Genomic DNA, 20,399 nt, shown 5'->3' with positions numbered 1-20,399 from the left:
AAATTAATTTAGTTTAGAATTATATAAATTATGGTTAGTCTATTCTGCACTCTTGCATGCGGTAAATACGGGAGTTAACAAATGAAGGTTATTCCCCTCGCGATATTTAACTTTGCATTTGCATCCCGAGTGCGGGACTGTTTCTTCTAAAATAGGCATACACGGTGAACGCCCCGCCCAGTATCATGCTTAATAGGAACGGGAAGTAGGAAGCGTCCGTGGAGAACAAATCCTGCAACCATTGTGTGATAAACGGGTAGGTAATTAACGCCACGTAATTCATTGACATAACGAGTGCTAGGGCGTAAGTCGCGTGCGATTCTTCGGTACTGGCAGACGTCTTGTCATATATGATTGGCTGCATGCACCCGTATCCCAAACCGATGAGCAGGATGCCGATAGTCAGTATTACCAGCCCGGCTTTCAGTATGAATAAAACGAAACCGAGGGTGATGCAGCAAAGGGCTATAAAATTAGTGTTTGTTTTTAATCCCGAAATAATGTTATTGATGAAGACTCCCGGAATGGTCATGGCAAGGAAAAACACGGATATGAGCGTACCGGATATGTCCGGGTCTTTATAGTGTTTTAAGGTTTCCATGTAAATCGAGAGGTTAAATGGCACGGTTACAACGAGAAAGGTAATAAAGTAGTAAAGTAGCATAAGCGCAACTGGCCACTGATGTTTTGTAGAGGTAGTTGTGGCGGTTATGGTTCTCAGGGGAGTCACTGGTGGTGGGGTCGATTTGAGCTTGAAGGCAAACAGGAGCGAGATTCCGGACAGACAGTACACCAGAAAAGCGTAGTGCCAGTTGATGTCCGCGAGTACTCCGGCGAGGAAGGTTGCCAACACGAGGGTCAGATTCGTGATCGAGGAGGCTATACCTAGTTGCCTTGTGCGGTATCGTTTGGTGAAATTATCCGCGATAAATCCTGTGGAGAAAGGGATAATCATTCCAGCTCCCACTCCAAGCAAGGCGCTGACCACGAGTAATAATGACAGAGAATTACTGAACGGGTATATGATACTACAACCGAAGAAAATAGCCAGTCCTATAATGAGTATCTTTTTCTTGTTGACGTGCAAGGATAGTCGTCCTGCCAGCAAGATAAAAGGAACGATAATAAACGAGGGAAGAGATTCTAACATTTGGAGTTCCAGGTCGCTTGCTCCTTTGAATATATGTTGAAGATCGCCTAGTATGGGTGAGATCGCCAGCCCGGGCAGAGAAGTGACCATAGAAATAGAGTAAATGGCAAGAAGTGCGGTGAGCGAGATCGTGCCATGACCTGTCTGTGTTTTCATTTTGGTTTCGTTTAGTTCTAGTCCCTATACGATTTGACAAGAAAAAAGTTAGAAACGAAAGAAGTTTAGGGTTTAAAATTAAATCAATAAGGTTTTTCTCCTTGTATGACGACCGCCTTGCCGTTGTTCAGCGTTGTTGCAAACAGGTAAGTATTGCCGCCGTCTTTGATCTTGCCGCGGGAACGGATTTCATCTGCGGATATTTTAAAGTTGCGGGTGGTAATGTTGGCTTTCGGGAGGGTCTTGGCGATCTGCTTGAGCCATTTGCTTGAGAAGTCAAAGACTTCTTGAACTTGGAATATCCTGCCGGGGAAGTCGCTGACAAGCGTGTCTCCCGTGTACAGGTGGCTATGCTGGTGTAGCTTGTTTAGATTGTAATGGATAGCCGGGAGCTTGAATGCTCCGCTTTTCAGTATAGAACTGTTGGGCTCGTAGAGGTATTTCCCCACGGTATCGGTCAGGCGGGAGGGGGCTTCCTTTTCTTCTTCCGGCGTGAACGCGAAGTATTGTTCTGTTCCGGCGGAGGCAAAGTTGACGGTATGAACGGTGATCGCTTTGTTCGCGGGAGTCGCTTCCAGCACGAACAGGAGTTCCTTGCATTCATTTTTAACGGACAGCACGTGGATGTCGGTCGTTTCGGGCAGGAGGGAAGCGACGGCGGTAATATCCTCCATGGGGGACATTTTCACGATCAAGCGTTTGCCTCGGGTTAGAAGTTGTTCTTTTATTTCCAGTACGTTAGGTTCGTAGTCGGCAAGGGCGAAGATGCGTCGGTTGTCACGTGTCCGCCGGGAAGGGTCGATGTAATAGGTTTCCGCTGCCAGCGTACCCGCCACTCGTGTGGCGTCCTCGTTGATAACCTCGATATTCTCTGTCCCTAGAATTTGGAAATTATAGCGTGCCGCTTCGCAATAGAGGGGATTCTGTTCCACGTAAGTCACGTGGCTCGCGGCACGGGAGAAAAAATAGGAATCGACGCCCATCCCTCCCGTGAGGTCGCAGAGTGTGTCACCTGTCATGAGTCGTGCTTTGTAGTTCGCCGTGAGTTCCGAGGAGCATTGCTCCGTTGCCAGTTCCGAGGGGTAGAATACGGCTGTGTTGGCGTACCACGAGGGAAGTTTGGTTCTGACTCTTTCGCGTGCCCGTATCTGTTCCACGGCAATGGCTACCCGGTTGTCCGGGTAGTTCTTTTTCTGGAATTGCAGTTTGTTCGGGTCATCGTCAAGGTGTTCCCGGACAAAGTCGAGTATTTCTGAAGACAATGGCATCGTGTCGGGCGTTGTTTTTTACTCGTGCAAAAATAAGGAAATTAATCCAGTATAAACAACGATTGTTCGTCAAATCCATGAGTTGTCAGTTGCAGATCCGGGTTATACGGCAAGGTGAACCAGAAGTATGAGCCTTTGCTAACAGTGGATTCCACGCCAATTTTTCCGTCTAGTTTCTCGATAATGCTTTTGCATATAGGCAACCCCAATCCCGTGCCATGTATGAACGAGTTGAGTTTCACGAAGCGTTCAAAAATGTGCTTGGTGTTCTCTGGTGGGATTCCGATACCCGTGTCCTCCACGTAGAATTTGATCTGTTCGCCTGTGATGCGATACCCAAGGCGGATGTTTCCTTTCTCCGTGAATTTGATGGCGTTATTGATAAAGTTGGACAGGATTTGAAAAATCCGGTTCCTGTCACTATGGAGGAAACATTGCGGGATGCGGTCTTCAAACGAGAGCGTCACGTTCGATGATAGTTTCATGACAAGAGAGTAAACCACTTCCTCGCACAATTGGTTGACGTCGAAATCGGCGAGGGTGATGTCGAATGTCCCGGCTTCGATCTTCGCGAGGTCGAGGATGTCGGAGATCAATTGCAGCAGCAGTTCGTTGTTTTTCTGAATCACCGAGAGGTATTGTTCCCGTTCCGCCAGGCTTTCCGATTCGGCGAGCAGTGCCGAGAATCCAACGATAGCGTTCAGTGGGGTACGTATTTCGTGGCTCATGTTTGCCAGAAAGGCAGACTTCAGTCGATCGGATTCCTCTGCCTTCAGTTTGGCTTCTATGAGTTTCTGTTCTGTGGCTTTTGTTTCGGTGATGTCTATGTTCAAGCCAATCAATTCGATCACCTCGTTCCGCGGGTTATATTCCTTCACCTTGAAGCGAACACGCAACCATCGCCATTCTTCCTCGAAGCGAACACGCGCTTCTTCGGCGAATACCTGGCTTCGTCCTTCCCGTACCTCTTGGAAAAACTCTTCCAGCTTCACCATATCCTCGGGATGCACGTGTTTGTAAGCATCTAGGATGTTGTCTATCCGGTGGGGTTCTTGGTTGAGATTGTTGAACCAGACCTGCGAGCCGAAGAATGTTTTCTGCAACAGGTTCCACCGGAAAATACCGACCTTGGAGAATGCCGCGATGTCGTTGAACAACGTTTCGAATTCTTCGATCTTGCGATAGGTCTTGAATGTCTCCGTGTTGTCGATCACGATAAGCAGGTAGTTTTCGATATTGTGGTTTGTGTCGTAAAGACAGGTGCACTTCACGGTTAGTTTCTTGTCCCCCGAGTATTTCGTGTTGTAATATACCTTGTCTACATTCGAGAATTTGTAGGTAAGCGGGAACATAATCTCTTTGCCTTGGCGCAGTTCTTCTAGCTTTTCCCGCGGGAGGTTGGGGTTTTCAAACAAGTTGACCCCGAGCACGTCTTCTTTCCGGTTGAAGCCGAACATCTCGCTTTCGACTTCGTTCAAGTCAAGAAGATCCCCGTTCTTGTCATAAATCTCGATACCCACGGGGATGTTCTTGTATATGTTGCGGAGCATTTCTTCGCTGTGGCGGAGGGCTTTGATTGCTTTCATCTGTTCCGTGATGTCCGTGAATAAAGCCACAATTTCTCCTTCTCCCGGGGAGTAGAGGATCAAACGGTATTGTACACCCGTTTCTTCCATGACCCGGGTACTTTCCCTGATCTCTTTGCTTGTGGAAAGTTTGTGCAGGTTATGTATGGTGTTTATATCTTTGATGCCGAATTCCTTTGCGGTTTTTCCCGTGAAATGGTTCAGGGGAGTGCCCGATATTTTGCTGAACGCGGGGTTGGAGTCGAGGTATTTGAAGTCGCGGGCTTCCCCCTTCTCGTCGTACAACATTTGCAGGCGAAGGTACCCGATCGGCATATAGTCATATAGCTTTTGCAGGTGTTCCCGTTGTTCTTGGGCTTCTTTTTCCGAGGCTCGCAGCTCGATGCAGATGTTGATGATATTCGAGATTGCGAAGAACCATTCTTTGTCTATATGACTCCACATCCGGGGATGGTCGACGATGTCTATTCCCATGTATCCCCAGATGCCGTCACTTGAAGCGAGGGGAACGATCAGCAGGGAAGCGATGTTCTGGCGTGCTAGCGTTAGCTTGTCGGGTTCCGCCTCGGGAGGCAGTTCGTCAAGGTGGTTGATAACGATCGAGATGTTATTGAGTATTTGTGTGCTCCACCACCCGTTCCGGTTAATATCCATGTTTTGCAGCGTGTCTATTTCCGGTTTCACGTTGGGGCGTGTTGCCTCGTAGATACAGCTTTGCGTGTCGTTTGCTTTGTTGTATTTAAATATATAGGTTCTGTCTCCGTCGAATTGTCTTAGTATTTCTTTTAGCGTATCGGTGATGACTTGATCGGAATCCGGAGTCTTCAAGAAATTGGATAAAGATTGTGACAGGGAGTACTGGCGCAGCATCAGTTCCTTTAACTGGCTTTCTTCTTTCTCCTCTGACATGAAAATGTTTTCTTCTTCTTCTAGTATTTTGGAATACCCGATAGCGATGATAGTCCCATTTTGGCTTATCATCTTGTTCCCGATTCTGGAATGTATCCACATTTCCCCGTACCGGGTCATGATGGGGAAAATCTCGTCGTAATAGTTCAGTTTTTTTAGGTGCACGAGATTTTCGACCACTCGTTGGCGGTAGTTCTCGTTAATCAATTCCAGTAACTGATCCACTGTGAGTGTGTTGCTTTCGAGAGCGAGCAGGTCTGTAATATAATCCGAACATACGATCTGGTGTGTTTCAAAGTTCACTTTCCACCATCCTATTTTGGCGGTCTTTTGTAGTTCTTGGAGAATAAGCGCTTTTTCTCGCAGGCATTCTAATTCACAGTTGGAGATTATGGTGTTACCTGTTGCTGGCATAATCATACACGTTTTTTGGACTCTAGTTAAAATTCTAAATAGCCGATCAATTGGTTTACAAAAGTAACCAAATAATCCTATATTGCTACGATTTGGTATGAAAATCGTTGCTGGGTGGGAGAAAGGGACGGATTAATTTTGGATTATTGGTGAATTCGATGTTCCTTTGCGGGACAAAAATCAATACTGACGTGCTGGAACGATTAAAAACATGGATGTTGCCATTGGCGATGCTAGGCGGGGGTATATTCTACTCCTTTTTCAACTTGTTTGCTTTTTTGACCCCTTACTTGATATCGATCATGTTGTTGATTACGTGTTGTCGTTTGTCGATACGTGAGATGCGTTTTACCCGTTTGCACGCGTGGATGTTGGCGATACAGGTTTTCGGGAGTCTTGTTGTGTATGGGGCGATTTGTTGTTTCGACCGGGTGTTGGCGGAAGCTATGCTAATATGCGTGTTGGCTCCCACTGCGGTAGCGGCAACTGTAATCACAGGGATGCTCGGGGGTAGCGTGCCTTGTCTGGCGAGCTATACGCTGGTGAGTAACTTGTGCGTGGCGGTAGTTGCACCGCTTGTATTCTCGTTGGTAGGAGCACAGGGGGATTTATCGTTTGGTCAGTCTGTATGGCATATTTGCAGTCAAGTGGGACCCTTGTTGTTGCTGCCTCTTGCCGGGGCTTGGGTACTAGAGTATTTTGTCCCTTCCGTGCATAAGATGCTGCGTGCCCGCCAAAGTATTTCATTTTACTTGTGGTCGCTGGCATTGACGATTGTCACCGGGCGGACGGTATTCTTCATCATGCAGCAGGATAGCAAAAATTACGGTGAAGAATTTCTGATGGCTTTTGCTGCGCTGTTGCTTTGTGCCGTGCAGTTCGCTCTCGGTCGCTGGATCGGGAAAAAATATGGAGAGACGATTGCCGGAGGACAGGGATTGGGACAAAAGAATACAATCCTAGCTATTTGGATGGCACAAGTTTACCTGTCGCCTCTTTCTTCTATTGGTCCGGCGGCATACGTCCTATGGCAAAATAGTATTAATGCCTATCAGTTATACCGGAAGAGAAAGGCTGTAAATAGCGTTGGGGACGGGCGATTGTAATATCTAAAGTTTTGTATTCTCGTTAAATTATACTAACTTGCGTCCATGTTGTCGTTTTGTGGATTAATACACGATATAATGGATAATTGGAATGTAATACGGACTTTTACCAATCCCCAAGATGCCCATATGGCAAAGGCTTATCTTGAGTCGCTAGGGATAAATGCCATGATCGAAGACGAGCTGGTGCAAATGTATAACTTTGCGCTGCATTCGGCGGGAGGTGTCAAGTTGCTGATCTGCGATCAGGATTGGGAAGCGGGTGTGCTTTTTTTGTCGGAGGGCGGATATATTCATCCGGCAGACTTGGTACCGGAGGATGAGGTGCAGCTGGTGGATCGTGTGATGGCGATAAGCCTTGATACTTGTCCGTTTTGTCATTCTGAAAATATCGGCAAGCAGAAGATCCGGACGTGATTATTAGAGCTGTGTATGCTTTATTAGGGGGTGTGTTCCCGATGTTCAGAACCCTGCGCAAATGTTTTGATTGTGGTAAGGAATGGAAATATAAAAGATAAGGAATTATGAAAGAAGTGGAATTACCGGAAATTGATAGTGAGAAATTGAAAAAAGAAGTGGACGAGTTGTTCTCGGACGAGGAAAAGAAAAAATTGTATATAGAGATATTGACCACAAGCGTGCAGGAAGCGAACGCTTTGACCAATCTTGTGGCGTTATTGGTGGAGTTCCCGGAAATCGTGCATGACCCCGAATCACGTAGAAAGATGCATGAAACTTTGGAGTCTCATCGCCTGCAAATGGACGAGTTGAACGAGAAAATCAAGCATCTGAAATAGCCACATATCTCGTTGGAGTGTTAAAGTCCGGTATTTTTTTGTTGCTAAATCATTTTAATCGTCAATAACTAAATTTTTAATTTTTAACTGTCCGAGTCTTTTTGTTTATCAGGATGAATCCGACGATGATAAGTACAAGAGATACTGGATCATGCCACGAGAATTTCTGCAACCCGAGGAGGATGGAAACGGTGGCTCCGGTGATGGGGAGCAGGTAGATGTACACGCTTTCTACGAAGGGAGTGATGTACACGAGTGCTTTCAGGTTAAGGAAGTAAGCAATCATGGTGGCGAACACGAGCACGAAGCCCAGTTGGAGCCACACGTGTATCGGTGCGGCGGTAGTGAATATCGGTGCGGTGAGGGCTTGATGGATACCGAATGGCAGGGTGATAATCAATGCCGCTAGACTCATCCACCGCATGACAATGACGGAGTTGAATTTTTGAGTATAAGGTTTTATCAAGATGAGATAAAGGGCATTGAACACGGACGAAACGAAGATGAGAACATCTCCCGTGATTGAATCCTTGACGGCTCCGGCATGGGGAGAGATGGAAACGTATATTGTCCCGGCAAGCCCGAGGGCAATACCGATTGCCTTGTACCAGTTGAAAGAGGCGTGTAGCAGGAGTACAGCCAAGGCTATCACGATGATCGGTTGTGTGGTACGAATAACGAAAGCGTCGACGGGTCCGGTTATGTTCAAACCGTTGATATAGAGTCGTAGATTGCCCCCGATACCGAGTACGCCCCCGAGCGTCATCATCAAAATGTCTTTCCTTGTTGGTTGGGTTTTGCCTTTCATGGGGATAAAACATGAGATCAACCAGAATCCCGCCGCCATAACTGCACATCGGAGCAACACGAGCCCGTGGGGTCCTATCCACGTGGGCATGAGAATCTTCATGAAGTTCGTGTTGAAACTGTATATGATTATCGTGGACAAGACCATAAGATGTCCTATGATCTCTTTCGGTTTTCGGGTTGTTTCCATTTTCATCTATTTTTCGGGTAAACGGAAACGAGGAAGAAAAGGTTTACTGATTTGGAGATTCTATATAATTTTAGATTTCTTGATTTTAGATTGAACTATCCCCCTGCGTCTAGGACTCAATCATTAAATCTAAAATCGATCGGGGATAATTGTCGTGATTTACAATTTTGTTGCAGGAAATCTTTCGCAAGCTCAGTATGACAAAACGTAGTCTTGCGGATTAATTCGTTTGCCCCTTACACATATCAAGAGCCGCATCTCCGGCGGGAATGGGTTCCCTCTTGATGGAGAAATGGAAACGTGTACCGCGTCCCTCGGCAGAGGTAAACTGGATGGTGCCGCCCATGGCTTCGATGTAAGCTTTACAGATGGCTAACCCGAGTCCCGGTCCTTCCGTGAAGGTGTTTGCCTTGTAGAATCGCTCGAAGAGGTGGGCGTGAATCCTTGTCGGCATACCCTTTCCGGTATCTTCGACAACGAAGTTTATCATGTCCTGTTCCTTGCTCAAGGAATATTCCAGTCTGATGTGTCCCCGGTTCGTGAATTTTTGTGCGTTCGACAAGAGGTTGACGATCACTTGAAAGAGTTTCTGCTGGTCGGTATAGACGAGCAGTTTAGGGGTATCGCACTCCATGTACAATTCCACGTTCGGGTGGGTATTGTTCATGCGTATCAGCAGAATGTCTTGGCAGAATTCATACAAGCAGAACGTGCTCATTTGCAAGTCTATCTTGTGTGCGTCTATTTTGGCGAGCCTTAACACGTCGTTTGCCATATGCGACAACAGGTCGGAATGTTCGTATATCAGATTCATGTACTCGTTGCGCTGGTTGTCGGTCAGCGTCTTGTCGGAGCTGACGAGGTTCGCCCATCCCAGGATGCAATTCAGCTGATCGTTGATGTCGTTGCCTAGTTTTTCAAGGAACGAGAATTTCGATTTCTCGATGCGTTCCGTCTTGTCCAGGGCGTCTTGTAGCCTGATTTGGGCTTGTTTCAACTCGGTAATATCGTGGATGGTTATTAACATTTGGGGACGGTGATTAACGTCCATGTAGGAGCCCGAGACGGAAACGTTGCATTTCAACGACTTTTTCTCGGAAACGCGTAGGCTGACAATGGCTTCCAAGTTCGTGAAATCTCTTTTCTCGTGGAAAGCATCGGTGATGGCAGCCCGTATGGGGCACGTTTGACAGAGTTCCCCGTTGCCGCATCCTTTTTGGAAAGAATTCACGCACCGGAGAAGTTCGCCTACCCGTTTTTCCTGCTTGTCGTCTTGGGTATTAGTTATAGTATAATAATTTGTCCTTTCTACAATAAAATCCCGGTCGATTACCAGAATATACGCTTTGATGTGTTGCAGGATAAAATCAAATAATGCTCCTGATACTTTTACTTCTTTTCCTTTTTTGCAGACTGCCTGCTTCGCTTGTAAGTACAAGCCCATAAGTATTAAAATAATGCCGATTAATATTGTAATGATAATATAATCATTCATGCTACACGCTTCTAAATTCACCACAAAGTTTGTTATAATTTACCGATGTTCCAAAAGATCGTTTTAAAATTTTCAATCTTTTTGAAGAAATCGTTCTGACGAAAAAGTCCCATAGTAGCTTGATTTGTGACTCTGTGTGTTGATTGCCAGTGATTCAGAGACAATGCGGCACATTTATTATATCCGGTTTTTGAGTCATAACCGAGCTCGGGATAAGTTATTCCCGACACACTTGATTCAGAGCACACTCTCGTACTCTTTGTGACGGGCAACGTAGGCTCGGGCGAAGGGGCAAGTGATAATCACTTTCCAATTCTTTTCTTTTGCATATTCTAGGGTACGTTTGACGAGTGCCGACCCGTAGCCTTTGCTTTGCAAGGATTTCGGCACGAACGTGTGGATAATGTTGATGCCTCCATCAAAAGGCTTGTATTCTACAACGGCTGCCTGTCCGCCGTCTTGAATTTCGAACATATGTTTTTGTTCATTATGAGTGATTTCCATATTTTGAGTGTTTTGAGTTTATTTCTACTTGGTGTACGTTTTTTTACCGTGTGCAGTTTCAATCTTGTTCGTTTTTTTTTACACGGCTGATCTCTATATAGGGTGAATATGGAATTATAATTGTCGAATGTCAGCCAGAGGGGGGAGTTTATCATTATATTCCCGCGTGATTTTTCAACAATTTATGCCGTGTATGAACCGCAATTCTGCATATTTAATTTTCAATTGTTTCTTGTAACGTCGAAAGTACTTTTATCGTATTTATTTTATGAATATATTTGTAATCTTCATTAATTTAATCATAAACGAATAGATCATGTCTCATTTACCGACTTTGATTACTGACCTGGCACTTATTTTAGTATCCGCCGGGATTATTACACTTTTGTTTAAATGGCTTAAGCAACCCCTCGTGCTGGGATATATTGTGGCGGGGTTGCTGGCGGGACCTTACGTGCAGGTATTTCCGACGGTGGGGGACATCGGGAATATCAACACGTGGGCGGAGATCGGGGTAGTCTTCCTGCTTTTCGCGCTGGGGTTGGAGTTCAGTTTCAAAAAGCTGGTGAACGTGGGATCGACGGCGTTTATCACGGCAATCACGGAGGTGGTGACGATGCTGATCGTCGGGTATCTCGTGGGGTACGCGATGGGGTGGTCAACGATGAACTGCATTTTCCTCGGTGGAATGCTTTCTATGTCGTCGACGACTATTATTATAAAAGCGTTTGATGATATGGGGCTGCGTGGTCAACGTTTCACGGGGATTGTCTTCGGGACGCTGGTTGTGGAGGATTTGGTGGCGATATTGATGATGGTATTGCTTTCCACGATGGCGGTCAGCCAGCAATTCGCCGGGGAGGAACTGGCAATGAGCGTGTTGAAGGTTGTTTTCTTTCTTGTGCTTTGGTTCTTGATAGGAATATTCATTATTCCCCTGTTTTTGAAGAAGGTAAAGCGACTGATGAACGACGAAACACTGTTGATTATAGCTCTCGGGCTGTGCCTCGGTATGGTGGTGCTGGCGACGGAAACCGGTTTCTCGGCGGCTCTCGGGGCATTCATCATGGGGTCTATCCTTGCCGAAACGGTGGAGGCGGAACATATCGAGCATATTATCAAGCCCGTGAAAGATTTGTTCGGGGCTATTTTTTTCGTGTCGGTGGGGATGCTGGTCGATCCGGCGGTACTCGTGGAGTACGCCCTACCAGTGGCGGTAATCACGCTGGTGACTATCGTGGGCAAAGCCTGCTTTTCGACGCTCGGGGTGTTGTTGTCGGGACAGACGTTGAAGACTTCGGTCAAGTCTGGGTTCAGCCTGGCGCAGATCGGGGAGTTTGCTTTTATCATCGCCTCACTGGGGGTGTCGCTGAAGGTGCTTGATGACTTTGTTTACCCGATTATCGTTGCCGTGTCGGTTATCACGACATTCACGACTCCTTATTTTATCCGTCTTGCCGATCCTTTTGCCGGATGGCTGTACCGGGTGTTGCCCGACCGGGTGTGCCTTTTCCTCGATCGTTACGCCTCGGGGGCGAAGACGATCAATCACGAGAGCGACTGGAAACGGTTGCTGAAGAGTTTCCTGGGACGGGTATCCATATATAGTATATTGTTGACGGCAATATTTCTGCTTTCAACGCACGTGATACATCCTTTTATGATCGAACGGTTCCCGGATTCGGTGGTGCTCGATAACGTGGTTACTACCGTGGTTACGTTGTTGTTGATGACACCTTTCCTGATCGCCTTGATTTCGAACAAGAATAACACACCGGAGTTGTTCATGAGCCTGTGGAACGACAGCAAGTACAACCGGGGACGGTTGGTGCCGCTGGTGCTTTTCCGGGTATTCGTGGCGATATTATTCGTGTCGCTGGTGTTGATTCGCTATTTCCATATCCAGTATGGGGTACTGATTATCATTGCGGCGGCTATCGTGGCTTTGATTACGCTTTTCCGGCGGGATTTGAATCATTACATGAAACTGGAACGGCGTTTCATGACGAACTTGAACCAGCGGGAGGAAGCGGCTCGGCGGAAAAATCCGTTGAAATCGAGTTTTCACCGTGATCTCAGTGACAAGGATATTCATTTGGCGGCAATCACCGTTTCTCCGAATTCCGCCTACGCGGGGCTTCCTCTCGACGAGCTTGCTTTCCGCGAGCGCTATGGGGTGAGCGTGGTGGAGATTATTCGCGGCGACCATCGTATCAATATTCCCGACAGGATGGAGCGGATTTATCCACAAGACCGGATGGTGGTCGTGGGAACGGACGAGCAGATACAGCATTTCTCGACCGACATGGAGCGGATACAGGCGGAAAACAAGGACGGGATCACGACGGAGGAGGTGTCCTTGCAATCGTTTACTGTGGACGAGGCTTTCGCTTTCCGGGGACAAACCCTTGCCGAATCGAACGTGGGTAACCGCTACAATTGTTTGATCGTGGGTATTGAACGGGACGACGACGAGATTATGAACCCGACGAAACATACGGTGTTTCAGGATGGTGACCTCGTTTGGGTCGTGGGAGAGAAGGATAACATTCGGCGAATGATACGGGGTAGTGAATAATTTTTCAACTTTTCACTTTTAATATTCGATTGTTTTTCTCACCTTTATAGCCGCCTCTACGTGATGTGGCGTGGATGGGCGCGTGAATTGTTATTAATTATTTAATTCCTTATAAGTCATGAAACAAACCTTGACATTCAACCTTTCCACGATAGCGTCGACGGAAAGTAAGATTAACGTCGATGCCTTCGACGAAAGCATGGAAGCCTTCGAGAACGGGGAGTACTTGAAAGCATTCCATACCCTCCTCGATTACGTGGACCCGGATTTGCGGGAGAAACACGGTAATCCGGCAGGGACAGAGTTCAACGTGCCGCACGGTTCTATCGTGGTAACGATCAAGATAGAGGACGGGCAGTTGTACGTCACCGCGCCATTCCTCGCTTTACCTGAAAAGGGAAGAGTGCCTTTGCTTCGGCAAGTGGCGGGCTTGAACTTTAACGATATGGATTTGGCACGCATCGAGTTACATGACGAGCGGCTTTATTTCGAGTACAGTTGCCCGCTCGCTTTGGCACAACCTTACAAGATGTATTACGTGCTGGAAGAGATATGCCGCACGGGTGACAAGTATGATGACGAGTTCGAAACCAAGTTTGGTGCGCAGCGAATTTATGAACCTAAAGTAACTCCTTTCGATGCCGAAACGTTAGATAACGTGTACGAGGTGATTCAGTTGAGTTGCCGCGAGTGCATGGATGCCGTGAAGGGCTTCGAGGCTGACCGGAAGTTCGGTTTCGCATGGAACGTGCTCGATTCCACTCTTTTAAAAATACTTTATTACGCCCACCCGCAAGGACAATTGCTCAACGACCTCAACAAAGCGGTTGCCGAGATGGATCGTGAGGATATTCCGCTGCCCGAGGTGGTAATTGCCGGGAAATCCGTGGTTGCCCGCTTGCAGGCGATGACGAAAGAGGAATTGGCGGAAGATCTTTATTTCGTGGAAACCTTTATCTCCCCGAAACGCCGTTCTAACCTCAAGAACATACAGGAGAATTTCGAAAATACTTACGATCGGGCAACGCAGGCGTTCGAGTCACGCAATTACATGACGTGCTGCCTTATGATTGTCTACAAGTTCTACGAGATGTATTTCTACAACGACGTGCAGGATGACGTGAACGCCGTCGTGACACGTGCGCTGGTGAAAACTTCCGCTATGCCGTGGGATGAGGCTGCTCCCATCCTCCACGAGGCGATGGATAACATTATGGAAGGCGAGCTTGATGCGGATGACGATGATAACATGGACTTCGGTAATGTAGACATGACGCAAATTGCCCAGAATATGCAGCAGGCAATGCAACAAATGATGCAGGGCGGCGGTATGCAGGAATACCTTGCCAAGGTGCAGACATTGCAGATGCAGATGATGCAAGGGCAGATCAGCATGGAAGATTACACGCGCCAAGTGCAGGAGCTGGCAGCCGGGTTGGGAAACAATCAATAAACAGGGATGAAATTTTGACATTATGGAACAGAATATATTTAATGCCGTCTATAAAGTAAACCATGCCGGCGGATCAGGCAGTTGTTTTTACCTGAAAAACTATGATCTATTTGTAACCAATTACCATGTGGTAGAAGGTTTCCGCGAGGTGGCCCTCCAAGATAACGATAAGAACAGGTTTTACGCTCGCGTGGTGTTGGTAAATCCCTCTCGTGACATCGCCTTGTTGAAAGCAGAAGGGGATTTCTCGGCTCTTCCCGAGATCACGTTGGGTGCGCTTGATGGGGTTGCTATCGGGCAAAAAATCAACGTGGCGGGGTATCCGTTCGGGATGCCGTTCACGGTGACCGAGGGTACCGTATCGTCCCCCCGGCAGTTGATAAACGACAGTTATTACATACAGACCGATGCGGCTGTTAATCCCGGTAACAGCGGAGGACCGATGTTCAATGACAGCAACGAGCTGGTGGCTATCACCGCGAGCAAGCTCACTAATGCCGATAATATGGGATTCGGTATCCCTTCGGCATCTTTGCGCGAGTTGCTCAACCAAATCGGCGAACTCGATACCACGACGTTTAACGTGCAATGTGACAGTTGCGATGAGCTGATCTCCGAGGAGGACGAATATTGCCCCTCGTGCGGTGACAAACTGCCGGAGAACGTGTTCCAAGAACGGTCGTTGACTGACCTTGCCGTTTTCTGCGAGCAAGCGATCGAGGCAATGGGAATCAACCCCGTGCTCGCCCGTGTAGGTTACGAGAGCTGGGTATTCCACAAGGGAAGTTCCGAGATTCGTATGTTCGTTTACCAGCGGCAGTACTTGTTCTGCACTTCGCCGATCAACGTGTTGCCGAAGAAGAACCTCGAACCCGTGCTTTCTTATTTGCTTTCCGCTGACGTGAAACCTTACCAGCTGGGCTTGGACGGTAACCAGATTTACCTCTCTTACCGCGTACACATCTCCGATGTCTTCTCCGAGTATGGCGAGGAAGTTCAGAAGAATCTCACGAATATGGCGTTCAAGGCTGACGATTTGGATAACTACCTGTCCGACACCTTCGGCTGCGAGTTCTCCGAGTATGCTAAAAAAGATGCGATCTAATCGCTTTGGGCGAGTGATTGGCTAGAAGTTAATATAAACAACCTCCTCCGGCTCCCCCTATACAGAGGATGCCGGAGGAGGTTGTTTTAAATCTAAAATCATCAAATCTAGAATCTAATAAGGGGATTTCACCTCGTCAGCGAATGGGAATTCAAGTACTCGTGGAATTTCTTCTTGTATTGGTCGCCTACGGGAATATAGATGCTTCCGTTGTACACGATGCGGTCACGGGAAACTTCTTTTACTTTGCCGAGGTTCACGATGTATGAACGGTGTATCCGCATGAAGCGGTTGGCGGGCAGGCGTTCCTCGATGGCTTTCATGCTGAGGTAGGTCATTAGTGGTTTGCCCGTGTCGGTGTATATCCGGATGTATTCGCTTTGTCCTTCTATGTACAGGATGTCATCGATTGCCACTCGTACCATTTTGTAGTCCGCTTTCACGAACAGATGGGTTGCTTCCGTTTCTTCCCCGGCGGGAACTTTGGCTTGACGAAATAGCTTATAGCGACTGCGGGCTTTTTCCGCGGCTTGCAAAAAATCCTTGTAGCTGAATGGTTTCAGCAGGTAGTCCGTGGCGTCCACTTTGAATCCTTCGATGGCGAACTCGGAGTACGCCGTGGTGAAAACGATCATGGGCTTGTCGGTAAGTAATTTCACGAAGTCCATGCCGTTCAGGTCGGGCATATTAATGTCGACGAACATCAGGTCTACCGTCTTTTCTCCCAGCACTTGCATGGCACTCAAGGCGTCGGGGCAATCCTGCACGAGTTCAAGGAAGGGCGTCTTCCGGATGTAATCTGTGAGTTTCCTCAGTGCCAGAGGTTCGTCGTCGATAGCGATACACCGGATCATGATTGCAGGGGAATAACGAGTGTGACACTATACACGTTTTCCTCCTCACGGGTGGATAGCGTGTACTTGTTGCCGTAGAGCAGGTTGAGGCGTTTCGTTACGTTTTCCAGCCCGATGCCTGTGTCGTGTGATGTTGTGTTGTTGCTGCTGTTCATGACGTAGAACGATAATTCCTTTTCCTGTATCTCGATAGACACATGGACGAATGATGCGTGCCGGTAACTGATGCCGTGCTTGAAGGCGTTTTCTATGAAAGTAATAAATAGTAAAGGAGGTAATTGTACATCCGGCAAACGTTCCGGCACGCTCATGGTAATGTCGATGGAATCGGTATAACGGATTCGCATCAAGGCTATGTAGTTGTTTATTAGTGTGATTTCTTTCTGCAAGGAGATCAATGGCTGGCTTGAATCGTAAAGGATATACCGCATGATCTTTGATAACTCGATCACCGTTTCTTTCGCTTTTTCCGCGTCGATATCAATGAGCGCATGAATATTGTTCAGTGTGTTCATGAAGAAATGCGGGTTGATCTGGTGCTTGAGATATTCTAATTCTGTTTGCAGGTTCTGCTTCTCTAGTTCCTTCATTTGCCGTTCGTCACGTATGCTCTTGAACAGCAACTTGATGGCGATGTTGATACCGATAACGAATATGACTATCAGTATGCCGTTGAAGAATCGTATCCTCCCGAACGGGATTTTGAACGGGGGTGGCTCGTTGCCTTTCTTCCGAAATTGTACGTTTTCCGGTCTGTCGACACGTTTCCCGGTTGTTGTGTTTGCCGTGAACGTGTGGTGGGGAGGGTTATTATGATGTCTTGGGTGAGGTAGAGTTGTGAAGATCACAAAAACCATCCCGGCTGTAATCAGAAAATACCACAACATCCGCTTGCGGGTCAGCAGGTAGGGAATAAGCACGTAGTTGTTGATGCAGAACACGGCGAAGAAGGGTAAGAATGCCATCCATTGCTTTGTCACGTCCTTCCACGAGAATCCTGTTTCCTCGCTAATCCGAAATACCGGTGCGGTGAACACGATAATCCAGATGAGCGCGTAGATCAAGTTTTCGAGGATATGTTGACGGTGTATCTTGTTCTTCATGGTTCGTCGTTTACGCCGGACAGCAGAAAGCAAGCGTTTAAAAAGAAAGGAGGCGGAGGCACAAGTACCAATTTGTGTTGGGATGAATGTCAATTGGAGGGGTTGTGTGCCGAATCCGCCTCTGGCTGGTTGCAAACTTTACTGTTGTTCTTGTTTGATGATAAACATTCTTCTCGTTCTTATTTTTAGTTGCGATATAAAAATATATCAGAATTAGCGAATTGCAAAATAAATTCAACAAACAGGCGGATTTTATCGACGAATGGGGAGATTCTGACGAAATAATTGAAAATTGAAAGTGAACGCCTCCGTCAGCTTTTTTTAATAATAGGTGTTTTTAAAGGAGATGCTACCCTTGTCTGTGTTTGATCCAGTGGAGCTTAGTGGGTAGTAAGGGAGGATAGCCTCGCACGGGAGGGATGACTTGGGGCTTAACCTCTCTAGAACACGTTACGAACCCTGCCGGCACTTCGTTCGAATCCCTTTAAAAACAGAAAGAGAGTCAGCTTTCGTGTGCTAACTCTCAAATTCTTAGTAGCTTTGGGCGGAGAGGGAGGGATTCGAACCCCCGGAACCTCGCAGTTCAACGGTTTTCAAGACCGCCGCAATCGACCACTCTGCCACCTCTCCAAATGCGGATGCAAAGATAGGGGAAATTTTGAATCTGCAAAAAGAAATAGAAGCGTTTTTTCAAAAAAAGGCATACTTGTTTCCAGCCCGGATATGCTTCTGCGGGGGAATCGTTTATAGAAAGCGAACAAAACGCTTTGCAGAAAATAGCTGAATTACTGCCTGGCAGTGGGTGCGGTGCTGATGTCGTTGAGTACGGTGATCGTGGCAATTAACACGGTGATGTTAAGGATGAAATCCGCTTAACGGTTTATGATCGGGGATATAGTGGCGAAAATAATTCCTATTTTATGGAGTATTGAGAAAGGTTTTGTATAAATTTGAACCGCGTTAGTTGTATAACGATTTTTTATGGTTGGGATGAATATATTAAAGGATATTGTCCGGAGTGCCGGGAGTTATCCTAATAGAAATGCTTTCGTTATTGAGGGCATAGCATATTCCTATGGGGAATTGTTTGCTTTTGTCAATGGCATCCACTCGTTCCTTGTCGAACGGGAAGAGGATATTATCGGTGTCGTCGCTGAGAACCGGGTAGAAACGTATGCTTCTATTCTTGCCGTGTTGCTGTCGGGAAAAACGTATGTCATATTGCATCCGCATTACCCGGATAACAGGAATAACAAGATTCGGGAGGCGGGCGATATCCGTGTGGTCTTGTATGCCGATGAATGCCGTATGGCGGAGGCGATGCCGGAAGACGTGAATTTTATTTGTATCCGTGAGCTTCGGAACGAACGGAATGCGGAATATAATTACGGGACGGAGGATTCGAAAGCCTATATTATTTTTACCTCCGGGAGTACCGGGGAGCCGAAAGGGGTTCCGATTACCCGGCGGAATCTGAATGCTTTCTACTCGGCTTATTCTGCCTTGGGGTGGAAGCTGGAGGAGGACGATAGGATGTTGCAGATGTTCGAGTTGACGTTTGACGTGTCGGTTGTTTCAACGTTGTACCCGCTTACCGTGGGAGCGAGTGTTTACACGGTGGGGGCGGGTGAGATGAAGTACACGAAGGTGTACGAGTTGCTGGAAGACGAGCGTTTGACGTTTGCCGCGATAGCTCCCTCGCTACTTCAGTTTTTGTCCCCTTATTTTGACGAGATTCGTTTGCCGGATTTAAAATACTTGATCGTGACGGCGGAAGCAGCTCAAACGGACGTATTGGCTCGTTTCCGGGCGTGTGCCCCGAACGCGGAGTTCGTGAACCTGTACGGTCCCACGGAAGCCACGATTTATTGTACGGCTTATCGTATTCCCCGGGAGGAGTGTAAGCATTATCATGGAATGATCGCGATAGGAAAGCCTTTCGAGGATATGGATGTCCTTATCGCTGACGAGGATGGGAATGCGCTGGAAACGGGAGAGAAGGGCGAATTGTGGGTATGTGGTGCGCAGGTCATGGATGGCTACTGGAAAGACCGGGAGAAATCCGAACAGGTGCTCGTGCGGCATGACGGGCGAGTGTTCTACAAGACGGGTGATTTGTGCTATGTAGACCCGGACGGGGACGTGATTTATTGCGGAAGGAAGGATTACCAAGTGAAGGTGCAGGGGTTCCGGGTAGAGTTGAACGAGATTGAGTACACGGCGAGGAAGTTCTACAACGAGGAAAAGAACGTTGTCGTTGTGGCGAAAAAAGAATATGACGGGGGATGCCAGTTACACTTGTTTGTCGAGGCGGCGGAATGTGACACGAGAGCGTTGCTGGAATTCATGAAAATGCATTTACCCGTGTATATGCTGCCTTCCAGCGTACGTTGCTTGGAAGCGTTTCCCCTGGGGACGAGTAATAAAATAGATAGGAAAAAATTGTTGTCACTTGTATAAAATATGAAGCTATGGAAATTCAAGAGATTTTGGACGAGATCAGTGTTATTTTTCGGGATGTATTGAAAAATAATGACATCGTGTTGAAAGAGGAAACGGTAGCATCGGACGTGCAGGGTTGGGACTCATTGACGAATAGTAATCCCGGTGATCCCCAAAGCGACCACAAGGAACAATATATTAAAGTATCCGGCAAAACAACAACTTGCCAGCAATAACACGCTCTTCTGAAACTTCCGGGGCAACACGTAATAAAGCACGACGCTACACGAGAACAGAAGAACGAACTCCCATGAAGTGAACATCATACGCTATGCAACCTTATTTTGAATCACCCGGCATAAGTCCCCTACATTCTTAAATTTCAATACTTCCCGCAATGAAAATCTTAATCCGTAGTGTTTCTCGACTGCCGTGATTAACCGCATATTCATCTGGGAAAATTTATTGGCAGGCAGGAAAAC

Annotated in this window: 17 protein-coding genes and 1 tRNA gene; 8 read left to right on the top strand and 10 right to left on the bottom strand. The window is 47.1% G+C overall.

From position 1 onward, the window contains the following. Window positions 1-106 precede the first annotated feature (106 nt). From A3CY_RS0116565 to A3CY_RS21455, 3 genes are all read right to left on the bottom strand, one after another. Window positions 107-1,306 (bottom strand): MFS transporter, encoded by a 1,200-nt coding sequence (locus A3CY_RS0116565; RefSeq protein WP_018339055.1) that lies wholly within the window; start codon window positions 1,304-1,306, stop codon window positions 107-109. A gap of 83 nt (window positions 1,307-1,389) precedes the next feature. After that, a complete protein-coding gene (locus tag A3CY_RS0116560) occupies window positions 1,390-2,574 on the bottom strand; it encodes a class I SAM-dependent methyltransferase (protein WP_018339054.1) in 1,185 nt (394 codons plus the stop codon). 41 nt (window positions 2,575-2,615) lie between these two features. Continuing rightward, window positions 2,616-5,483 (bottom strand): ATP-binding protein, encoded by a 2,868-nt coding sequence (locus A3CY_RS21455; protein WP_018339053.1) that lies wholly within the window; start codon window positions 5,481-5,483, stop codon window positions 2,616-2,618. 158 nt (window positions 5,484-5,641) lie between these two features. Between A3CY_RS21455 and A3CY_RS0116550 the strand changes: the two genes are divergently transcribed. The 3 genes from A3CY_RS0116550 (at window position 5,642) to A3CY_RS0116540 (ending at window position 7,386) form a co-directional block, all read left to right on the top strand. Further along, a complete protein-coding gene (locus tag A3CY_RS0116550) occupies window positions 5,642-6,589 on the top strand; it encodes a transporter (protein WP_231932464.1) in 948 nt (315 codons plus the stop codon). Window positions 6,590-6,667: 78 nt separating this feature from the next. Then, window positions 6,668-7,006 carry a putative signal transducing protein gene (locus A3CY_RS21450; RefSeq protein ID WP_018339051.1) on the top strand — a complete coding sequence of 113 codons (339 nt, stop codon included), beginning with the start codon at window positions 6,668-6,670 and terminating at the stop codon, window positions 7,004-7,006. A gap of 107 nt (window positions 7,007-7,113) precedes the next feature. Further along, a complete protein-coding gene (locus A3CY_RS0116540) occupies window positions 7,114-7,386 on the top strand; it encodes a hypothetical protein (RefSeq protein ID WP_018339050.1) in 273 nt (90 codons plus the stop codon). A gap of 76 nt (window positions 7,387-7,462) precedes the next feature. Here A3CY_RS0116540 and A3CY_RS21445 read toward each other — a convergent pair whose 3' ends face one another. From A3CY_RS21445 to A3CY_RS0116520, 3 genes are all read right to left on the bottom strand, one after another. After that, window positions 7,463-8,383: a DMT family transporter gene (locus tag A3CY_RS21445; RefSeq protein ID WP_081619497.1), complete on the bottom strand. Its 921-nt coding sequence runs from the start codon at window positions 8,381-8,383 to the stop codon at window positions 7,463-7,465. A 220-nt stretch (window positions 8,384-8,603) separates the two neighbouring features. Then, window positions 8,604-9,878 carry a sensor histidine kinase gene (locus tag A3CY_RS0116530; protein ID WP_018339047.1) on the bottom strand — a complete coding sequence of 425 codons (1,275 nt, stop codon included), beginning with the start codon at window positions 9,876-9,878 and terminating at the stop codon, window positions 8,604-8,606. 237 nt (window positions 9,879-10,115) lie between these two features. Beyond that, complete coding sequence (locus A3CY_RS0116520) at window positions 10,116-10,382, bottom strand: GNAT family N-acetyltransferase (protein ID WP_018339046.1); 267 nt, start codon at window positions 10,380-10,382, stop codon at window positions 10,116-10,118. A gap of 316 nt (window positions 10,383-10,698) precedes the next feature. On the opposite strand from A3CY_RS0116520, the gene A3CY_RS0116515 reads away from it, so the two are divergent. The 3 genes from A3CY_RS0116515 (at window position 10,699) to A3CY_RS0116505 (ending at window position 15,518) form a co-directional block, all read left to right on the top strand. After that, window positions 10,699-12,960, top strand: coding sequence for a cation:proton antiporter (locus A3CY_RS0116515; protein WP_018339045.1), 2,262 nt, complete (start codon window positions 10,699-10,701; stop codon window positions 12,958-12,960). Window positions 12,961-13,078: 118 nt separating this feature from the next. Beyond that, window positions 13,079-14,413: a type III secretion system chaperone family protein gene (locus A3CY_RS0116510; protein ID WP_018339044.1), complete on the top strand. Its 1,335-nt coding sequence runs from the start codon at window positions 13,079-13,081 to the stop codon at window positions 14,411-14,413. A 22-nt stretch (window positions 14,414-14,435) separates the two neighbouring features. Beyond that, on the top strand, window positions 14,436-15,518 hold the full coding sequence (locus A3CY_RS0116505; protein ID WP_018339043.1) for a trypsin-like peptidase domain-containing protein: 1,083 nt from the start codon (window positions 14,436-14,438) through the stop codon (window positions 15,516-15,518). A gap of 128 nt (window positions 15,519-15,646) precedes the next feature. Here the strand turns inward: A3CY_RS0116505 and A3CY_RS0116500 are convergent, their stop codons facing one another. The 3 genes from A3CY_RS0116500 to A3CY_RS0116490 all read right to left on the bottom strand — a co-directional run bounded on the left by A3CY_RS0116500 (window position 15,647) and on the right by A3CY_RS0116490 (window position 18,105). Continuing rightward, window positions 15,647-16,372: a LytR/AlgR family response regulator transcription factor gene (locus A3CY_RS0116500; RefSeq protein WP_018339042.1), complete on the bottom strand. Its 726-nt coding sequence runs from the start codon at window positions 16,370-16,372 to the stop codon at window positions 15,647-15,649. Continuing rightward, window positions 16,369-17,475 (bottom strand): sensor histidine kinase, encoded by a 1,107-nt coding sequence (locus A3CY_RS0116495; protein ID WP_018339041.1) that lies wholly within the window; start codon window positions 17,473-17,475, stop codon window positions 16,369-16,371. The genes A3CY_RS0116500 and A3CY_RS0116495 overlap by 4 nt, the downstream gene beginning before the upstream one ends. Window positions 17,476-18,020: 545 nt before the next feature. After that, window positions 18,021-18,105, bottom strand: a tRNA-Ser gene (locus A3CY_RS0116490). Window positions 18,106-18,456: 351 nt separating this feature from the next. On the opposite strand from A3CY_RS0116490, the gene A3CY_RS0116485 reads away from it, so the two are divergent. After that, a complete protein-coding gene (locus A3CY_RS0116485) occupies window positions 18,457-19,935 on the top strand; it encodes an amino acid adenylation domain-containing protein (RefSeq protein ID WP_018339040.1) in 1,479 nt (492 codons plus the stop codon). Window positions 19,936-19,946: 11 nt separating this feature from the next. After that, window positions 19,947-20,153, top strand: a complete 207-nt coding sequence (locus A3CY_RS22265) for a hypothetical protein (protein ID WP_018339039.1) — start codon at window positions 19,947-19,949, stop codon at window positions 20,151-20,153. A 93-nt stretch (window positions 20,154-20,246) separates the two neighbouring features. On the opposite strand, the gene A3CY_RS23145 is transcribed toward A3CY_RS22265, so the two are convergent. After that, window positions 20,247-20,369 carry an acyl carrier protein gene (locus tag A3CY_RS23145; protein ID WP_018339038.1) on the bottom strand — a complete coding sequence of 41 codons (123 nt, stop codon included), beginning with the start codon at window positions 20,367-20,369 and terminating at the stop codon, window positions 20,247-20,249. Window positions 20,370-20,399 lie beyond the last annotated feature (30 nt).

Source organism: Butyricimonas synergistica DSM 23225, from assembly GCF_000379665.1.
GTDB lineage: Bacteria > Bacteroidota > Bacteroidia > Bacteroidales > Marinifilaceae > Butyricimonas > Butyricimonas synergistica.
The sequence above is the reverse complement of the archived record's forward strand: the minus strand, read 5'-3'. Positions and strand labels throughout refer to the sequence as shown.